The sequence below is a fragment of the Hydrogenimonas cancrithermarum genome (assembly GCF_030296055.1).
In the GTDB taxonomy this organism is placed as follows: Bacteria; Campylobacterota; Campylobacteria; order Campylobacterales; family Hydrogenimonadaceae; genus Hydrogenimonas; species Hydrogenimonas cancrithermarum.
Map to the genome: position 1 here is coordinate 829231 of NZ_AP027370.1, position 16838 is coordinate 846068.

A 16838-nucleotide genomic window follows, 5' to 3' on the forward strand; every position below is an offset into this window, starting at 1 on the left:
ACACTTTTATCACTTTTTCTATTTTACTCCCAACTCTCTTAAAAGCTCTCAAGACCCTGAAACGGCTGTGGCAAACGCGCCAAATATCTTCCGGCTGTGCCACGCATAGGGCATGAACTCAGGATGCCATTGCAATCCCAATACAAACCTTCCCTCTCGCTGTTCGATCGCCTGAACGATACCATTACGATCATACGCGGCCACGTGAAGCCCTTCTCCGATCCTGTCGACGGCCTGATGGTGAAGGGCGTTCACTTTCAGTACCGGAACACCGACAATCTGATGAAGGCGCGATACCCGTTCGATCGTTACCTCCCGCAGCGGCAAAGGTGTTCTTGGATGTGGATGTTCGAGCGGAAGATCTTCGATGTGAGGATGCAGTGTTCCATGATGAAAAAGGTTGATAAGCTGCATACCCCGGCAGATACCCATCACGGGAAGGTTTTCCTGTTGTGCTCTTTCCAGGAGAAAAAGTTCCATCTCATCGCGTTTGGGATCGCTTTTCACGATGGATGGGTGCTCGTATCCTCCGTACGTGGAGGGATCGATGTCGATACCTCCCGTTATCAATACGCCGTCCATTCGTATACCGGGGTCCCATGAGTGAGGATGAAAGAAACGGGCTTTCAGCCCATACAGCGCCAGCAGAAAACGGCTCATATACCATGCCGTCCGACTCCCCCGTTGGGAGCCTGTAACGATGACTACCCTTTTTCGACCCACGCCTTCACCTCCTTCAGCCATTGATCTTTTTGAAAAAAGTGAAACGGTGAATCGAGATACTCGAGAAATCGGTCACCGAGCCTTTTCATCGCCACCTCGTCACTCGCCAGCCTCTCGACAAGCACCCAGCTGTTCCATGCGTCACAGGTACACCATGCAGCTTCATCGACACGGGAGTTCGGCAATCGGTAGTGATAGGTCGGGCGTGCCGATATCTTTTCTCCCTCCATCTTCTCCATGACCCGGTCGATGTCGATCCATGCCAGCAGCGGCAGCAGATCGAGGGCCCGGTTTCGGGTCGGGTTGTACGCCAGATAATCGTCGATAAGCTGCGGCATTGTCGGGTCGTAAGCGGAATCGAGTACCCGTTCGATATACCCTTTGTCGAACGGATCGATGTAAGGTGTCAGACGCCGCGTCATATCGGGCTTGATCGTTTCGACAAGATAATCGTAAAGCAGAAAAAAGGCTCGAAGCGTCTTGAGTATCTCATCCACCGTGATCCGCGCCGCTTCGGGATTGATATGAAATCCGAATGCATAGAGAGGATCGGCTTTCGTCCCCATCGCGCCGTAACACCGCAGTGCCTCTTTGACCGTTTCGATCACATCGATTCTGTCCAGTGGAAGAGGTGAAGTCGAAACTTCGTACGGAACGACCGTCTCACTCAAATCCGCGATGAACCGCTCGATCGCTTCGATGGTATCTTTTTCGAGTGCCTGATCGAGCCCGATATGGTGGAGCCAATGCTCGAGTCCCGACTCCACGAGAAACTGAAAATCGAGAACGAGTGTAAAAGTTCCATACTCGGTATCCCGGATTTTGTAGTGGTAGGGGTTGATGACATCGACTCTGCCGCCCACTGTCTTCAAGATGACAGCGGCACTCTTTGTCAGCGTCAATCCCGCATACTCGAGTTCGAAACCGACACTTCTGAGCTCTCCCTGGGCATTGGTCCGCATCGGCGGCTGTAAAAATCTCTCAAGCATCATAATTAAATTATACACTTTTTGCGGCGACGACGGCTGAAGAGAAAGCCCATTGAAAGTTGTAGCCTCCCAGCCGTCCGGTTACATCGACAACCTCGCCCGCGAAATAGAGCCCGTCCACCAGACGGCTCTGCATCGTCTCCGGATCGATTTCATCCGTCGCTACCCCTCCTTTGGTCACCTCCGCTTTGGCATAGCCGAAGGTACCGGCCGGTGCGAATGCATAGGACTTTAAAAGAGAGAGGCGCTGTTTCTGCCCTTCCCTCATCGAACGGTACGGAATATTCGGCAGTGCAAGCGCACTGAAAAAGGCTTTGACAAACCTTTTTGGAAGCGGGATCTGCGAAGCGGCCGTTTTGGCAGAAGAGCCAAAAAGAGATTTGAATCTTCGCCCCGGAAGAAAATCGACGGTGATTTTTCCCTGGTTCCAGTAAAGCGAAGCATCGAGCAACACAGGGCCACTGACACCCCTGTGAGCGAAGAGAATATCGCCTTCGAGCAGGCGCCGCCCAACCTGAACGGTCACGGAAAGCGAAAGGCCGCTGAGCTCTTTCATCCATACCTGTTCGGGTTGAAGCGTCAGCCCGACAAGGGCGGGGCGCAGCGGTACGATTCCGTGCCCGAACGATTCGGCAATTTCGTAACCGATACCGGTCGCTCCGACGCTCGAATAACTCAACCCCCCGGTGGCGATCAACAGCTTTTTGGCGTAAACCTCTCCTTTGGAAGTTTCGACGACGAAAAGTTCTCCCGGTTTTTGGGCTCCAAAGATCTCCGTTTCGTACGATATTTCTACCGATGGCGCTGCTCGAAGCAGCAGGTCCGTCAACGCTTGTGCACGATCGGGACAGAAGTACTGGCACTCTTTCCGCACGACGGGTTCGAGACCATGATGACGCAAAAAAGCGATCAGCGCTTCGTTGTCGAATCGGTTGAGAACCTTTTCAACGAATTTTGGATCGCCTAGATAATAAGAGGATGAGAGATTTTGGTTGGTGATATTGCAGCGTCCGCCGCCCGAGATTGCGATCTTGGCGCCCGGACGGGAATTGTGTTCGAGAATGAGCACCTTTCGCGAGCGTTGGTGGGCGGCAGCCATCAGGCCCGCCGCACCGGCTCCCAGGATAATCAGATCATACGGCAACACGGTTTAGTAGCGACGGCCGCCACCGCTTCTTCGGCGATTTCCGCCGCCACCGCCGCTGCGGCGTTTGCGGTTGCCGCCTTTTTTCGATTTCTCGCCGACACCGCTCATCGCCATCAGACGCTCGACCTCATCCTGACTCAGCCCGATGCCACTTCCCTGCCGAGACAAAATACCCTTGTCGAGAATCATGGAGATCAGTTTATAGGCAACTTTTTGGGGTGCCATCTCGTTCTCGAGCACTTCGTATATCTTCACCGCTTCCTGGTTGATATCCTGTTCACGAACGGCGTCGAGAAAGCGCTCGGCGACGTTTTCCGCAGATTCACCGCCTTCGTCGACGAAGCCGTACTCCATCTTCGTACCGACCTTCTGCCGGATACGCTCGAGCTCTTTGAACTCCAAAGGGGTCACCAGCGTGATCGCCGTCCCCTTCTTGCCCGCGCGTCCCGTACGGCCGATGCGGTGAACGTAGCTCTCCGGATCGAACGGAATGTGATAGTTGAAAACGTGACTGACGTTCTCGATGTTGAGCCCGCGCGCCGCGACGTCGGTCGCGACCAGGATGTCGATATCTCGCCCGCGGAACCCTTTGATCACCTCCATGCGCTCACGCATCTCCATGTCGCCGTGAAGGCCTCTGGCGTTGACGCCCTGTGCCTGCAGAAGCTCCGCCACCCGGTCGACTTCGCGTTTCATGCGACAGAAGACGATCGCCTTTTCGGGCTCCTCTTTATCCAGAAGTCTCACGATCGCATCGTCACGGTCTTTCTCTTCGATGACGTAGTAGAGCTGGCGGATATCCTTGTTGGTCGTCTCTTTCTTGGTAACGGATACGAATTTCGGCTCATGCAGGATGTGGCGTGCCAGGTCTTTGATGGGTTCGGGCATCGTCGCGGAGAAAAGCAGGGTTTGACGCTGCTGCGGAAGATAACTGAAGATCTCTTTGATGTCGTCCAGAAAGCCCATGTCCAGCATTTCATCGGCCTCGTCCAGAACGACGATGGAGGGGTTGAAATCTTCGAGTTTTCCGCTGCTGAGCATATCCAGAAGGCGGCCAGGCGTCGCGACGACCACCTGTGCCCCACGACTGATCAGGTCGAGCTGCCGGCGATAACTTTGTCCGCCGTAGACGCTGACGGTGCGAATCCCCGCGAAACGCCCGAGGCTGAAAAGTTCGTCACTCACCTGTGTCGCCAGTTCGCGCGTCGGGGTAATGACCAACATATCGACACCGTTGCGCCATTCGATATTGTTGAGCGCCGGCAGACCGAACGCCGCCGTCTTGCCCGTACCCGTATGCGCCTGTCCGACGACATCGTGGCCTTCGAGAATCAAAGGTATGACCTTCTCCTGAATCGGGCTCGGCACTTTGAATCCCATACGGTCGATCGCACGCATGATCGGCTGTTTGAATCCGAAATCGGAAAAACTCATCGTGGATTGCTCCGGCTGCTCTTCTTGTGTCTGTTGTTCGATTGTCTCTTGTTCCATGTTTATGGTTCTCTTTGTATTGAAGTATAGCTTCGACCAACGGTATAGGCATACTTTCACACCGGTAGATTGTAGCAAGGCAAAAGAATGCGTTTTTTATTGATCAAAGTCTATTTACCGACGGCACGCACATCATGCTCCCTAGCTTTGTGCCCTCGGTGCCCATCTGGTAAACATACTCGAAATGAAGTATATTTGTAGTCGACGGGAAGGACTGACCATATCGGTCAGGTGTTAGGATGGCGCATTATACCATAATTCAAGATTCAAGCCCGATCGACATCCGCCAAAACGAATGCACCGAGAAGATCGACGCCATGTTGCAACAACCGGCCATGCGCTTCCTTCAGCGTCAGCCCCGTGGTAATGATGTCATCGACCAGTACAGCGTCGATATTCGTTGGACCTGTATAGCGGAAATCTCTCGGGTTTTGAACTCTGAATGCAAGCGGCTGACCCGAATAGGAGAGACGGTTTTGGGCATGAAGACGGCCAAAAAGAGGACGATAGCCGTACCGTTTCAATCCTTTGGCCAGTATCGCCGTGTGGCTGTAACCGCCGGACGGATCGTCGTCCACGGGAATCGCGAAGGTCGTTCTTTTGGTTTGCGACAAGGCTTTGAACGCCTCTTTGGCGAGTATACGGTAGATGAACCAGCCGTGCGGCAGGTGCTTTGTCAGAAGAAAGGGCTCGATCTCGTCATAGGCGTAAAAGCTGATAACCTCGAGGCCCGTTTCGAGTTTTCGGATGCGCGGTTCGGGTTTCAGATAGTGTTCGCGGCAGACGCTGCAGAGGAGGGAGAAAGAGAGACGGCGGCAGCTCAGGCAGCGCATTATCGAGTGTTGAGCATTGAGTTTTGAGTACTGAGAACAAATACCTTCCGCTTTCTCAACACTCAGCCCTCAACACTCGATTCTCAGTCTATTTTGAGGACGGCAAGGAAGGCATCCTGCGGCAGCTGCACCTTGCCGATCGCCTTCATCCGCTTTTTACCCTCTTTCTGTTTCTCGAGAAGTTTACGTTTCCGGGTGATGTCGCCACCGTAACATTTGGCGGTGACGTTTTTGCCCATCGACTTGACCGTCTCACGGGCGATGACCTTGTTGCCCACACTGGCCTGCACCGCCACTTCGAAGAGCTGGCGAGGGATCAGCTCTTTCATCGTCTTGACCAGTTCTCGGCCTCTGGATTGTGCCTTTTCGCGCGGAACGATGATACTGAGTGCATCGACCACATCTCCGGCGACACGCACATCCAGTTTCACGAGGTCGCCTTCGCGGTAATCGATCGGTTCGTAGTCGAAACTGGCGTACCCTTTCGTCGCGCTTTTAAGCTTGTCGTAGAAATCGACGACGATCTCGTTCATCGGCACGGCATAGACCAACATGACACGATCTTCGTTCAGGTACTCCATCTTCTCCTGGACCCCGCGGCGGTCGGCCATCATCGTGATGATGTTGCCAAGAAACTCTTTGGGCGTGATGATCGTCGCACGGACGTAGGGTTCGTAGATCTTTTCGATCTTGCTGGTGTCGGGCATTTCGCTGGGGTTTTGCACCTCCACTTCGGTCCCGTCGGTCAGCTCGACCTTGTAGACGACCGTCGGCGCCGTCGCGATCAGGTCGAGGCCGAATTCGCGCTCGAGCCGCTCTTTGACCACCTCCATATGGAGCATACCCAAAAAGCCGACTCGGAAGCCGAAACCGAGCGCCACGGAGCTCTCCGGCTCGTAGCTGATAGAAGCGTCGTTGAGCTTCAGTTTGTCCAGCGCGTCACGCAGCTCTTCGAACTTGTCCGTGTCGATCGGGTAGAGGCCGGCGAAAACGAAGGGCCTGACCTCCTTGAATCCGCCTACGGGCTCCTTGGTCGGATGTTTGGCATCGGTGATCGTATCGCCCACGGCGACGTCGCTGACATTTTTGAGGCCCAGCACGACGATTCCGACTTCACCCGTCTTGATCTCGTTCGTCTTGGTCGGCTTGAGCGGATGGGGATAGGTGAGGCCCAGCACCTGGTGCTTCTTGCCTGTCCCCATGATGAGTACTTCCTGTCCCTTTTTGATCGAGCCATCGAAGACGCGTACGAGCGCGAGCGCACCGAGATAGTTGTCGAACCAGCTGTCGTAAATGATCGCTTTGGTCGGTGCCTCTTCATCACCCTGCGGCGCAGGAACACGGTCGACGATCGCATCGAGCAGTTCACGAATCCCCTCCCCCGTCTTGGCGCTGGCATAGATCGCTCCGCTGCAATCGAGCCCGATCGTCTGTTCGATCTCTTCGACAACACGGTCGGGGTCCGCCGCGGGGAGGTCGATCTTGTTGATGACGGGAATGATCTCCAGATCATTTTCAAGCGCGATGTAGACGTTCGCGATGGTTTGCGCCTCCACGCCCTGTGATGCGTCGACAACCAGCAGCGCCCCTTCGCTCGAAGCGAGCGATTTGCTCACTTCATAACTGAAATCGACGTGGCCGGGGGTATCGATCAGGTTCAAAATATAGGGTTGGCCATCCTTGACGTAGGTCAGACGAACGCTCTGCGCTTTGATCGTGATACCACGCTCCTGCTCGATATCCATCGTGTCCATCATTTGCGTGCCGAGCTCCCGCTCGGTGACGGCCCCACACTCCTGGATAATCCGGTCGGCCAATGTACTCTTGCCATGGTCGATGTGGGCGATAATGGAGAAGTTACGGATATTTTTCTGCACAGAAAACCTTATGAAAAGAGCGAATTAACGCTCTCGTTGTGATAGACACGGCGGATCACTTCGGCAAAGACCGGTGCGGCGGGCAGTACGGTGATCTTGTCGCAAGCCTCTTTGAGCGGCAGCGTATCGGAGACGATCAATTCGTCGAGTTCGCCTTCACGGATGCGCTCGTATGCCGGCCCGCTGAGTACCGGATGGGTACAGCAGGCGATAACGCTTTTGGCGCCATGCTCTTTGAGCGCCGCGGCACTTTTGACGATGGTGCCGGCCGTGTCGATCATATCGTCGACCAGAACCACATTTTTACCTGCCACGTCACCGATGATGTTCATGACTTCCGACACGTTCGCCTTCTCGCGGCGTTTGTCGACGATCGCCATATCGACGCCGAGGCGGCTGGCGAAATAGCGTGCCCGTGCAACGCCACCGATATCGGGGCTCGCCACGATAAGATCGTCGAGATTTTTCGATTTGATGTGGTTGATGAAAAGAATTGCACCGTAAAGGTTGTCGACCGGAATGTCGAAAAAGCCCTGGATCTGTCCGGCATGCAGATCCATCGTGATCACACGGTCGATGCCGGCCGTCTCGATCAGGTTGGCGACCAGCTTCGCCGTGATCGGCACGCGCGGTGCGGCTTTTCTGTCCTGCCTGGCATAACCGAAATAGGGAACGACGGCATTGATCGATTTGGCCGAACTGCGGCGAAGCGCATCGGTCATGATCAGCAGTTCCATCAGATTGTCGTTCGAGGGCGCTCCCGTGGACTGGATGATGAAGACATCGCGGCCCCGAACGCTTTCACTGATCTGACAACCGATCTCGCCATCGCTGAAACGGCTGATATTGGCACCGCTCAGCGGTGCGTCAAGATATTTGCTGATCTCCGCAGCAAACGACTCCGAAGCGGTCCCCGCAAAAATTTTGTATCCGCGCATCTGCAACCTTTTACTGTTTTATTGGCGCGATTATACCCAATGATGCCTCTTAGAGAGTTAAAAATTAAAAGTTAAAGGTTGGATTTTTTTGGGAAGTTTAAAATGGAATTTCATGCGTTGAAAAATGTTAATGGTCGGGGTGAGAGGATTCGAACCTCCGACCTCCTCGTCCCGAACGAGGCGCGCTAACCAGGCTGCGCTACACCCCGCGCAATGCAGGGTGGAATTTTACCCTGCCTTTCCTTAAATTCACATCATTCCGCAGTGGTAATCCAGCCGCCGCCCAAAAGTCTATCATCTTCATAAAACACGGCAGCCTGCCCGGAAGCGACGCCAAAAACGGGTTCGGAAAGTTTGACAAGCGCTTTACCATCCTCTTTTACCTCGACATGGCACGGCACCCTTTTTGTCCGGTAACGAACCTTTACGTCACACGCGAACTCTCTCCGGCCATCCATGAGGTTCACCCCTTCTATCTCGATTTGCCGGACTTCGAGTGCGCTGTGCGGGGTAACGACGATCTGATTCGTTTCCGGCAGGATCTCTTTGACATAGTGTGGTTCGTGTGCACCTTTGACAAAAAATCCTCGCCGTTTTCCTATCGTGTAGTGCATAAAACCTTTATGGTGTCCGATCACATTGCCCTCGGTATCCAGCACCTCACCGGGCATATCCACGGGGATGTGTTTTTTCAAAACGTCGATATAGGTCGTTTCGACGAAACAGATTTCGCTCGACTCCTTCTGGGTCGCGAAACTCTCCAGCGCCTCGATCTTCGCCGCATAAGCTTTGACATCCTCTTTTCTCCACTCACCGAGTGGAAACAGAAGCCGGGGAATGATCTTTTTGTCGATGTCGAAAAGGAAATAGCTCTGGTCTTTCGTCTCATCCAGGGCTTCGAGGATATAGGTGCCGTCATGACGCACATAGTGTCCCGTTGCAAGATAATCCGCTCCGATTTCATCGGCATACTCGATCATCTTTCCAAACTTGATCTGCCGGTTGCATTTGGCACAGGGATTGGGTGTCAAGCCCTGCCGATAACTTTCGACAAATGGTTTGTAGACCGCTTCTTCGAAATCTTTCGAAAGATCGAGCATTTTCGCTTCGATACCGAGATACGCCGCAACATGCAAAACGCGTCTGAAATTCTCTTCATGATAACCCGGCTTTTCATGAAGCTTCATATAGACACCCTCGACCTCGTAGCCGGCATCGAGAAGCAGTTTCGCCGTGACGGTCGAATCGACGCCGCCACTCATTCCGACAAGTACTTTTTTCTTCATTTCGTTCACCGTTTTCATCGGATGTAGTCCATCCTGGGATATTCCAATACCGGTCCCGGCTATGCATTATCACTTCAAAACAAAAGAGAAGCCATTGGCTGCAAGAGAGAACCTCGCAGGTATAGCCAAAATCACGTCAAAAAGGTTCAGTGAAATCAGATGACGGCTTTTGACCCGAGGGGCGAATGGCTTTGCACCCTATTGTGGCACCAGCGTACATTGGAAGCTGTCCGTAGCGCTTACGACACGCTTTCTTGTCTTATGAAGCAAACCATTCGTTTAAAGTGACGATGTTTGGCTGGGAGAAATTTGGTATAAGTAAATATACTATCTATTTTTCAAAAAATCAAGACTTGAGTGTTTCTAGACGATCCCGTTTGGAACCGATATGGGTAATCTGAACACCGAAATTTCCGTCAACGATCACTACTTCGCCGTAAGCGATAACCTTGTCGTCGACAAGAATTTCGAGAGGATCGTTCGCCAGCTGATCGAGTTCGATCACCGATCCGATATCCATCGAAAGGACGTCTTTAAGAAGCATCTTTTTGCTTCCGATGCGTACACGAAGCGGCAGCTTGACATCGAGAATCAGGCCGATATTTTTCATCTCCGACTGATCGACGGGAACCGTTTCGGACGTTTCGGAAGCGGGCACAGCCGGTGTGGCCGGCGCCGCGGAGGCAGATGGCCGAGAGGCATCCTCTTTATCGACCAGCGGCATGAGATTCTCATCCAGCAGCGTCATAAAAATGCCATTGATGACACCCAAAGAGAAGTTGTAGGCCAACAGCGTCGCATACTCGCTGATGTCGATATCCTCCCCTTCCTCGTAAAATTTGATCTCTGTCACTTCAAAGGAGAGCTCAGGAAACTCTTTTTGCGCCTTCATCGCCGTCGCAAGGGCCCCGAAAATATTGGAGACGATCTCTTTGACCGCATCCAGGTCATCACTGTCCATCGTCGGTTTGCTCTCGCCTTCACCACCGAGCATCATGTCCGAAAGCGCCGTACCGAGCATCGGAGAGATCGCTATGGCCATCTTGCCGTTCAACTCACCCGTGACACGAATGGTTACCAAAGACATTGGCGCGATGACATTCGGAATATCCGTTACCGGCTCTTTCTCTTTGAATTTCACATCGGGGCGCTGCCCCGTCAAACCTTCGATGGTTGCGGCCGTCTCGCGTGCCAGCAGTTCGATCCAATCAGCCATTGACGACCTCCTCGTTCTCGTTCAGTGTATTGGCCAGACGCATCCGACGTTCCTGTTCGATCTCCTGCAGAATCTTTTTGACCTCATCTTTTTCATCGACGATCAATTCGGTCACCTCGAGGGATTTTCTGAAGCGCCGCAGTCCAATTTTGCCGATAAAACGATCCTTGCCGTCGGCATTGATCACCGCCGTGTCGTCAGCCGGGCGGTCGAGCCGGATAATGTCGCCCTGTTTGAGGCCGAGAAGTTCGCTCAGACTCAACTCAGCATCACCCAAAAAGGCGTTGACCGTCACTTTCGCTCCGCCGACGAGTGCCTTGAGTTCCTTGTTTCGACTCTTTTTCGCACTTGTTTCCGTCAGCATGAAGTCTCGGCTTCCGAGTTTGTTCAAAATCGATTCGAGCGTGATGACAGGATAACAGATATTCATCATTCCGCTTGAATGGCCAATGACGATCTCCATGACCACCATCACGACGATCTCGTTTTGCGCGACGATCTGAATGACGTTGGGGCTCGACTCTTTGGATTCTATATTGGGATAGAGGTCGATCACCGGTCCCCACGCCTCCTTGAGGGTTCCCATGATAATACGCAGAATGGAGTCCATCAGATTGAGTTCGATATCGGTGAACTCCCGTGTCGTCTCATACGGTTCGCCGGTTCCGCCAAGCAACCGGTCGACCATCGGAAAGGCGATGGAGGGGTTGATCTCCAGAATGCCGCTGCCATCGAGCGGTTTCATCGAAAAGACGTTGAAACTGGTGGGGCTCGGCAAGCTCATCAAAAATTCGCCGTAGGTCATCTGGTCGACCGAATGAAGCTGAATTTCGACGATCGATCGCATCACAGACGAGATTTGGGAAGCAAGCGACCTGGCCATCTTGTCGTGAATCCCGCGAAAGGCCCTCAGCTGCTCCTTGCTGACACGGTTGGGGCGCTTGAAGTCATAGAGCGTGATCTGCCGCTGGTCGAAAACCTCCTCTTCGCTCTCGAGCGCTTCGGGAGTTCCTTCATCTTCGACCGCTTCGAGCAGCGCATCGATCTCTTCCTGGCTCAGTATATCTGCCATCTTCCTACCCTATGCTATCTCTGATTTTCGTTATGACACGCTTGTGCACCTGGGAGATCCTCGAGGGTGTGATATCGAGAATCTCCGAAATCTCTTTGTAGGTCAATTCTTCGAAATAGTACATCTGCATAATGAGCTGATCGCGCCTCGGCATCGTCTCGAGAATCTCCTTGATCTTCTCGATCAGCTCCTCCTGTTCGATCTGTGAAAAGGTATCTTTCTGGTCACTCTCGAGCTGGTCGTCAAGGGGAAGAACATTGTAGATCGCGGCGACACGGCGCGCCTCTTTGATCTTCTGTTCATCCTCATGCAAAACAGCGGCGATATAACTGTTTTCCGGTTCCACACCGTGCTCGTCCATATACTGCGCGATAATTTCGTCGATCATCTTGATCAATTTCCGGTTGGCGCGGCTGACAATGTCGAGCGAACGGAGATAATCGAGCATCGCCCCGTAGACACGTGTTTTTCCATATCCCCAGAAGGAGTCGTTCTGGTTCTTGTCATAGCGTCTTGCAAGTTTGATCAATTCTTCGGCTCCGATACTGACGAGGTCGTCGAACTCGACGGACCGGGGCAAGCGCTCTTTGAGACGGTAGGCCATCGCCTTGACAGCCGGCAGATATCGAACGGCGAGCTCATCCTGATAGTGGCGAATCTGGTCGTGATAACCTTTGTTCATCAGCATTCAGCTCCCCTTCTGCGCATCTGCCGTTCCGTCGTTTTTGGAGATATAGGCATAGTTGGCATCCACTTCCGCTTCACGATGGAGAAGCTGATTGTAGAAATAATCGAGCTTCTGGTCAAACGCCTCTTTCTCGAAAGGAACTTTTCCAGACTCCATGAAACGCACGAAGAGTGCGATACTCACATGTGCCATCATATAGAAAAAGAGTGTCGAGAAAACCACGACAGAGAGGATGTCGAACGGATCGTTCTGGCTGAAAAAACCGATCATCAACCCGATAAAAAATCCGAACACCAACCAAAAAGCGATAAAATTGTTCTCCCGCATTCCATCCCCGTTCAAGATCAAAATTGCCCCAGCAGCTTTTTGAAAAAGATACCGATGCCACTCTCCTTTTGACCTTCAAGCATTTTGTGTTCCTTTTTATCGCCAAGTGCTTTGGCGATTGCCTCGATATCTCCGGCTGGTGCGATATTGGAGAGCTCTTTGCAGACCAGAACCCTCTGTTTGACACTGCGGGCGACATAAGGATCGCTGCGAACGGATCCCAAAAGTTTCAGCTCCAGATGATCTCCGATATTCCCAAGTGCCACCTTTTTGATCGTATCGAATATCTTCAGCCCCTCTTTCGCACTTTTGACCTGATTGATAATCATCAAAATATCGTTTTTGATTCTGCTGACGACCTTGACCATAGCATAGGCATCCGTAATGGCCGCAGGATCCGGTATCGTTACGACGACGACGTCATCGGCAGCCTTGAGAAACATTTGTATCGTATCGCCGATACCGGCACCCGTATCGATAATCAGAAAATCGAGGTTTTCAAGCATTTGTGCTTCATCGATAAAACGGCTGACGATCGTCGCATCGGAAAATTTCAATATTTCGTCACCACTTTCGCCTGGAATCAGCCAGAGATTCTCTTCGAGAGGAAGAATGATCTCTTCGAACGTGGCCTCGGCCTTGAGAACGTGAAGTATGTTTTTTTCAGCCCGTACATTGAACATGACATCGAGATTCGCCAGGCCGATATCGGCATCCATTATCCCGACTTTGAAACCTTTTCTTGCCAGGACATAAGCGATATTGGCACTCAGAGTGCTTTTGCCGACACCCCCTTTCCCGCTCGTTATCGCCACAACGCGGGTCGCACCGGCCGGACGTTGCTGCGCATCCATCAGTGCTTCGAGTTTGCTTGCCTGCGTACTCATTTATCACCTCTTTTCGCTTCGCCTTCCATCAAGCACTGGACCAGATAGTCACTGTCGGCGCACATCAGATCATCCGGGACCTCCTGCCCGATAGAGAGATAACTGACCGGTTTTTCGGTTTCGTAGACGAGTGAAAAGATATTTCCAAAACCACGCGTCTCATCGAGTTTGGTGAAGATCAGCGTATCGATCCCGAGTGGAGAGAAGTTGCGATAGATCGTACGCAGATCCTCCAACTTCGTCGGCGCACCCATGACAAGGTTGACATCGATACCGACGTCGGTGTGCGAGGAGAGAAACTGCTGGAGCTTGTCGATCTTCTCCTTGTCGTATTGGCTGCTGCCGACCGTATCGATCAGGATGATATCCATATGTTGCAGTGTCTGAAGCGCCGTGATGAACTCCGGCGGATCGACGACCGCTTCGATCCCGATACGCATCATCTTCGCATACTGCATCAGCTGCTCCACCGCCCCGATACGGTAGGTATCGAGCGTAATGATGCCGACTTTGTATTTCTTTTCCATCATGTAGGCGTAGCGGGCTGCCAGTTTCGCCAGCGTCGTCGTCTTCCCAACCCCCGTCGGCCCAACCAGCATCATGACCTTCTTCTGCGGCGGTATAAGTTCACGCTCGAGACGCACAGGAACCATCTTTCGCAACAGCGTCTGGAAATAGCGGCGAACCGTTTTGCTCGAAGCGCGCATCTGCAGCGGCATATGTTCCAGTGTCAGCCGCATGATCTCGTCCAGGTGATGGGAATCCATCCCGCTCGTTTTCGCGATGCGGTAAATCTCGGCGAACTCCGGGGGAATCGTACCCGAACCAGCCGGTCTCTTCTCCTCCCAGACCATGTTCTGTATCAGTTTGACTTTGTCCGCAAGTTTGAGAAGCTCGCTCTTGATATCCTTGAGCTCTTCGATCTCTTTGTTTCCGCCCGAGACAGAAGCATGCTCCTCTTCGACTTCCACCTTCACTCTCGGCCTGCTCTGCGGCTGCGGCCTGGAGACATTGGCGATTTCGGAAATCTGGCGCGCAGCTTCGGAGATATTGACAAGAACCTCTTCAGGATCATCCAGCATGCGTGCATCGCGTGTCGTCTTTTTACGCGGGTGGCTCTTTTCCCTCCGCTTTCGGGAGGAAACCTCGTTATCCGGCACCGTATCTTCGATTGCCACGACGACTTCATACAACGCGGGCTGCGTGAGGCTCTTTTTGCGTATCTGCTTGGTGCTGACGACAAGGGCATCTTCTCCGCACTCCTGCTGCGCCGCTTTCAGCGCCTGTGCAGGTGTAGGTGCCGTGAACGTCATCAATTTCATACTTTACCGTCCTTCAAAAATCGGAGCGGAATCATCACTGAATCGCGCTCGTGAAACTTCGGATGCGGCACTTCGAGCCGCATCGTTTTCAAACGCATATCATCGTAAAAGATTATATCCAAATCGAGTGTCCTCGGAGCGTTCTTGAACGTTCTTCTTCTACCGAAGCGCTTCTCCACCCAAAGCAGATAGCGTATGAGTGCCAGCGGATCCAGGTTTGTTTCAACCAGCATGACGGCATTGAGAAAATCGGGCTGATCCAAAAAACCGAACGGAGGATTCTTCAACAGCGGCGACGTCTTCAACACGCGTACGCGGCCGTTTCGCTGCCAATAGGCAACGACTCTCCCAAACCGTGCCGCGACATCGCCGACGTTTCCACCGATTCCAATGACCGCCCGATGGGCCATGCCATGCGATCTGAAAACGACGGGGAAATATTTCGCCTCGATGAGCGAAAGCCTCTCGTCACGCAGTTCCATCACAATATTTCAGCCCTGCCTGAACGCATCAACACCATATCCTCGATCCGGATGCCGAACTCCCCGGGGATGTAGATGCCCGGTTCGATCGTGAAGACCATGCCGTCTTCGACGATCGTCTTGCCGCGTGCAGAGATGTAGGGCATCTCATGAATGTCGAGACCTACGCCGTGGCCTGTGGAGTGGACGAAGTATTCGGCCATGCCTCCTTTTTCAATCACTTCACGCGCCAGACGGTCGATCTGCGCACCGGTCATGCCGCTGCGGGCCTTCTCGATCGCCATGTCGTGTGCCTTTCGGACCAAATCGTACGCCTTCTGTATCTTTTGCGATGCGAACTTCTGATCATCCCCAAAAGTCATACCCTCTTTCACATGGACCGTCCGTGTTCGGTCCGAACAGTAACGCCTGTATTTCAGCCCCGCATCGACCAGCAGCAGATCCCCTTCTTTGAGCACCACATCGGTCGGAAGCGCATGCGGTTTGGCAGCATTGGCGTTGATGGCCACGATCGGATCGAAACTGAGGTCGTATTCGCCGTAGTGGCTCAACGCCGCTTTGGCTTCGAAATGGAGACGCTTTTCCCGCCTTTCACATCCGGAAAGGTTGAGATAGTTCGCGAAAGCGTCGAATCCTTCGCGACCCAGCTCGGCCGCCTTTTTCAAAAGTGCGATCTCTTCCTCGCTCTTGACGATGCGTTTTTGATGCGAAAAATCGGGTTGAGGTGCGAAATGGGTATGGGGAAGCTTTCGTTTAAGCCCCTCGAGCCCCTGTACGGTCCAATCTTTCGGATCAAAAACGAGCCGCATGACACGATGGCTGCGAAGCAGCGAACGCGTCGCTTTGAGCAGGTCGCTCGCTTCGATGACCTCGGCGTTTCGAACCTGCTCTTTCGCTTCGACAGTGTAGCGGCTGTCGGTAATGAGCCACTTTTCGCTTCCCAGAGAAAGGAAAACCGCATTGTCGCTGCTGTAGCCGCACTCGTAGTAGATCGCGTTTTCGTCTCTGAGAATGTAGTTCATCATTACGCCTGCTGTCCCTCGGCCTGCTTTTGCTGCATCTCTTTCATCGCCTTGATTTCGTTGAGAATCTGTAGCATCGCGACCATCGCGAGATGGTAGCTGAAGGGGCCAAAGCCACTGATCTGTCCGGCGCATACCGGAGCGATCAGACTCTTGTGGCGAAACTCTTCGCGCGCGTGGATGTTGGAAATGTGCACTTCGATGGCAGGAAGCGCCACGGCCGCCAGCGCATCGCGAATCGCGATCGAGGTGTGGGTATAGGCTGCCGGGTTGATGATGATGCCGTCCGCATCGCCCAGACACTCCTGAATCTTGTCGACCAGTTCCCCTTCGAGGTTGCTCTGGAAAAACTCGATATCCACACCGTTTTGCTGCGCGAACCCACGCATCTGCTCATGTATCTGCTCCAGTTTCATCGGTCCGTAGACATTCTGTTCGCGAACCCCAAGCATATTGAGATTGGGGCCTTGGATCACCATGATTTTCATTCTTTTTCCTTGGTTTAAAATTTTATGAGATATTTTACCTATCTTTGCCA

The 16838-nt window shown here is 53.0% G+C and carries 17 protein-coding genes and 1 tRNA gene; all 18 read right to left on the minus strand.

What is annotated here, in order from left to right; all coding sequences use genetic code 11:
• Positions 1 to 48: 48 nt before the first annotated feature.
• The 18 genes from QUD54_RS04210 to aroQ all read right to left on the minus strand — a co-directional run bounded on the left by QUD54_RS04210 (position 49) and on the right by aroQ (position 16788).
• Positions 49 to 723 (minus strand): gamma-glutamyl-gamma-aminobutyrate hydrolase family protein, encoded by a 675-nt coding sequence (locus QUD54_RS04210; protein ID WP_286337712.1) that lies wholly within the window; start codon positions 721 to 723, stop codon positions 49 to 51.
• The gene (locus tag QUD54_RS04215) at positions 705 to 1715 is read right to left on the minus strand and encodes an amidoligase family protein (protein WP_286337713.1); all 1011 of its coding nucleotides are present in this window, start codon (positions 1713 to 1715) and stop codon (positions 705 to 707) included. Before QUD54_RS04215 ends, QUD54_RS04210 begins: the two co-directional genes overlap by 19 nt.
• 7 nt (positions 1716 to 1722) lie before the next feature.
• The gene (locus tag QUD54_RS04220) at positions 1723 to 2856 is read right to left on the minus strand and encodes a BaiN/RdsA family NAD(P)/FAD-dependent oxidoreductase (RefSeq protein WP_286337714.1); all 1134 of its coding nucleotides are present in this window, start codon (positions 2854 to 2856) and stop codon (positions 1723 to 1725) included.
• Positions 2857 to 2862: 6 nt separating this feature from the next.
• Positions 2863 to 4350: a DEAD/DEAH box helicase gene (locus QUD54_RS04225; RefSeq protein ID WP_286337715.1), complete on the minus strand. Its 1488-nt coding sequence runs from the start codon at positions 4348 to 4350 to the stop codon at positions 2863 to 2865.
• A 266-nt stretch (positions 4351 to 4616) separates the two neighbouring features.
• The gene (locus QUD54_RS04230) at positions 4617 to 5183 is read right to left on the minus strand and encodes a ComF family protein (protein WP_286337716.1); all 567 of its coding nucleotides are present in this window, start codon (positions 5181 to 5183) and stop codon (positions 4617 to 4619) included.
• An 83-nt stretch (positions 5184 to 5266) separates the two neighbouring features.
• Positions 5267 to 7060: a translation elongation factor 4 gene (gene lepA / locus QUD54_RS04235; RefSeq protein ID WP_286337717.1), complete on the minus strand. Its 1794-nt coding sequence runs from the start codon at positions 7058 to 7060 to the stop codon at positions 5267 to 5269.
• 8 nt (positions 7061 to 7068) lie between these two features.
• Positions 7069 to 7998, minus strand: a complete 930-nt coding sequence (locus QUD54_RS04240; protein ID WP_286337718.1) for a ribose-phosphate pyrophosphokinase — start codon at positions 7996 to 7998, stop codon at positions 7069 to 7071.
• 131 nt (positions 7999 to 8129) lie between these two features.
• Positions 8130 to 8207 (minus strand) — tRNA-Pro (locus QUD54_RS04245).
• A gap of 45 nt (positions 8208 to 8252) precedes the next feature.
• Entirely contained in the window at positions 8253 to 9284 is a 1032-nt protein-coding gene (gene mnmA, locus QUD54_RS04250) for a tRNA 2-thiouridine(34) synthase MnmA (RefSeq protein ID WP_286337719.1), read from the minus strand.
• A 346-nt stretch (positions 9285 to 9630) separates the two neighbouring features.
• Positions 9631 to 10500, minus strand: coding sequence for a flagellar motor switch protein FliY (fliY, locus tag QUD54_RS04255; RefSeq protein WP_286337720.1), 870 nt, complete (start codon positions 10498 to 10500; stop codon positions 9631 to 9633).
• Positions 10493 to 11572, minus strand: a complete 1080-nt coding sequence (gene fliM, locus QUD54_RS04260; RefSeq protein ID WP_286337721.1) for a flagellar motor switch protein FliM — start codon at positions 11570 to 11572, stop codon at positions 10493 to 10495. The genes fliY and fliM overlap by 8 nt, the downstream gene beginning before the upstream one ends.
• 4 nt (positions 11573 to 11576) lie before the next feature.
• Positions 11577 to 12260: an RNA polymerase sigma factor FliA gene (locus tag QUD54_RS04265; protein WP_286337722.1), complete on the minus strand. Its 684-nt coding sequence runs from the start codon at positions 12258 to 12260 to the stop codon at positions 11577 to 11579.
• On the minus strand, positions 12261 to 12587 hold the full coding sequence (locus QUD54_RS04270; protein ID WP_286337723.1) for a hypothetical protein: 327 nt from the start codon (positions 12585 to 12587) through the stop codon (positions 12261 to 12263).
• Positions 12588 to 12604: 17 nt separating this feature from the next.
• Entirely contained in the window at positions 12605 to 13474 is an 870-nt protein-coding gene (locus tag QUD54_RS04275) for a MinD/ParA family protein (RefSeq protein ID WP_286337724.1), read from the minus strand.
• Positions 13471 to 14796: a flagellar biosynthesis protein FlhF gene (gene flhF / locus QUD54_RS04280; RefSeq protein ID WP_286337725.1), complete on the minus strand. Its 1326-nt coding sequence runs from the start codon at positions 14794 to 14796 to the stop codon at positions 13471 to 13473. The genes QUD54_RS04275 and flhF overlap by 4 nt, the downstream gene beginning before the upstream one ends.
• A complete protein-coding gene (gene folK / locus QUD54_RS04285; RefSeq protein ID WP_286337726.1) occupies positions 14793 to 15278 on the minus strand; it encodes a 2-amino-4-hydroxy-6-hydroxymethyldihydropteridine diphosphokinase in 486 nt (161 codons plus the stop codon). The genes flhF and folK overlap by 4 nt, the downstream gene beginning before the upstream one ends.
• Positions 15278 to 16303 carry an aminopeptidase P family protein gene (locus tag QUD54_RS04290; RefSeq protein ID WP_286337727.1) on the minus strand — a complete coding sequence of 342 codons (1026 nt, stop codon included), beginning with the start codon at positions 16301 to 16303 and terminating at the stop codon, positions 15278 to 15280. The genes folK and QUD54_RS04290 overlap by 1 nt, the downstream gene beginning before the upstream one ends.
• On the minus strand, positions 16303 to 16788 hold the full coding sequence (gene aroQ / locus QUD54_RS04295; protein ID WP_286337728.1) for a type II 3-dehydroquinate dehydratase: 486 nt from the start codon (positions 16786 to 16788) through the stop codon (positions 16303 to 16305). Before aroQ ends, QUD54_RS04290 begins: the two co-directional genes overlap by 1 nt.
• Between the last annotated feature and the right edge of the window lie 50 nt (positions 16789 to 16838).

Coding starts and splice junctions, on each gene's coding strand:
- QUD54_RS04230 (WP_286337716.1), bottom strand. CDS start 5,183: ATGCGCTGCCTGAGCTGCCGCCGTCTCTCTTTCTCCCTCCTCTGCAGC.
- QUD54_RS04240 (WP_286337718.1), bottom strand. CDS start 7,998: ATGCGCGGATACAAAATTTTTGCGGGGACCGCTTCGGAGTCGTTTGCT.
- folK (WP_286337726.1), bottom strand. CDS start 15,278: ATGGAACTGCGTGACGAGAGGCTTTCGCTCATCGAGGCGAAATATTTC.
- mnmA (WP_286337719.1), bottom strand. CDS start 9,284: ATGAAGAAAAAAGTACTTGTCGGAATGAGTGGCGGCGTCGATTCGACC.
- fliM (WP_286337721.1), bottom strand. CDS start 11,572: ATGGCAGATATACTGAGCCAGGAAGAGATCGATGCGCTGCTCGAAGCG.
- QUD54_RS04275 (WP_286337724.1), bottom strand. CDS start 13,474: ATGAGTACGCAGGCAAGCAAACTCGAAGCACTGATGGATGCGCAGCAA.
- QUD54_RS04225 (WP_286337715.1), bottom strand. CDS start 4,350: ATGGAACAAGAGACAATCGAACAACAGACACAAGAAGAGCAGCCGGAG.
- QUD54_RS04265 (WP_286337722.1), bottom strand. CDS start 12,260: ATGCTGATGAACAAAGGTTATCACGACCAGATTCGCCACTATCAGGAT.
- fliY (WP_286337720.1), bottom strand. CDS start 10,500: ATGGCTGATTGGATCGAACTGCTGGCACGCGAGACGGCCGCAACCATC.
- QUD54_RS04215 (WP_286337713.1), bottom strand. CDS start 1,715: ATGATGCTTGAGAGATTTTTACAGCCGCCGATGCGGACCAATGCCCAG.
- flhF (WP_286337725.1), bottom strand. CDS start 14,796: ATGAAATTGATGACGTTCACGGCACCTACACCTGCACAGGCGCTGAAA.
- QUD54_RS04270 (WP_286337723.1), bottom strand. CDS start 12,587: ATGCGGGAGAACAATTTTATCGCTTTTTGGTTGGTGTTCGGATTTTTT.
- QUD54_RS04290 (WP_286337727.1), bottom strand. CDS start 16,303: ATGATGAACTACATTCTCAGAGACGAAAACGCGATCTACTACGAGTGC.
- aroQ (WP_286337728.1), bottom strand. CDS start 16,788: ATGAAAATCATGGTGATCCAAGGCCCCAATCTCAATATGCTTGGGGTT.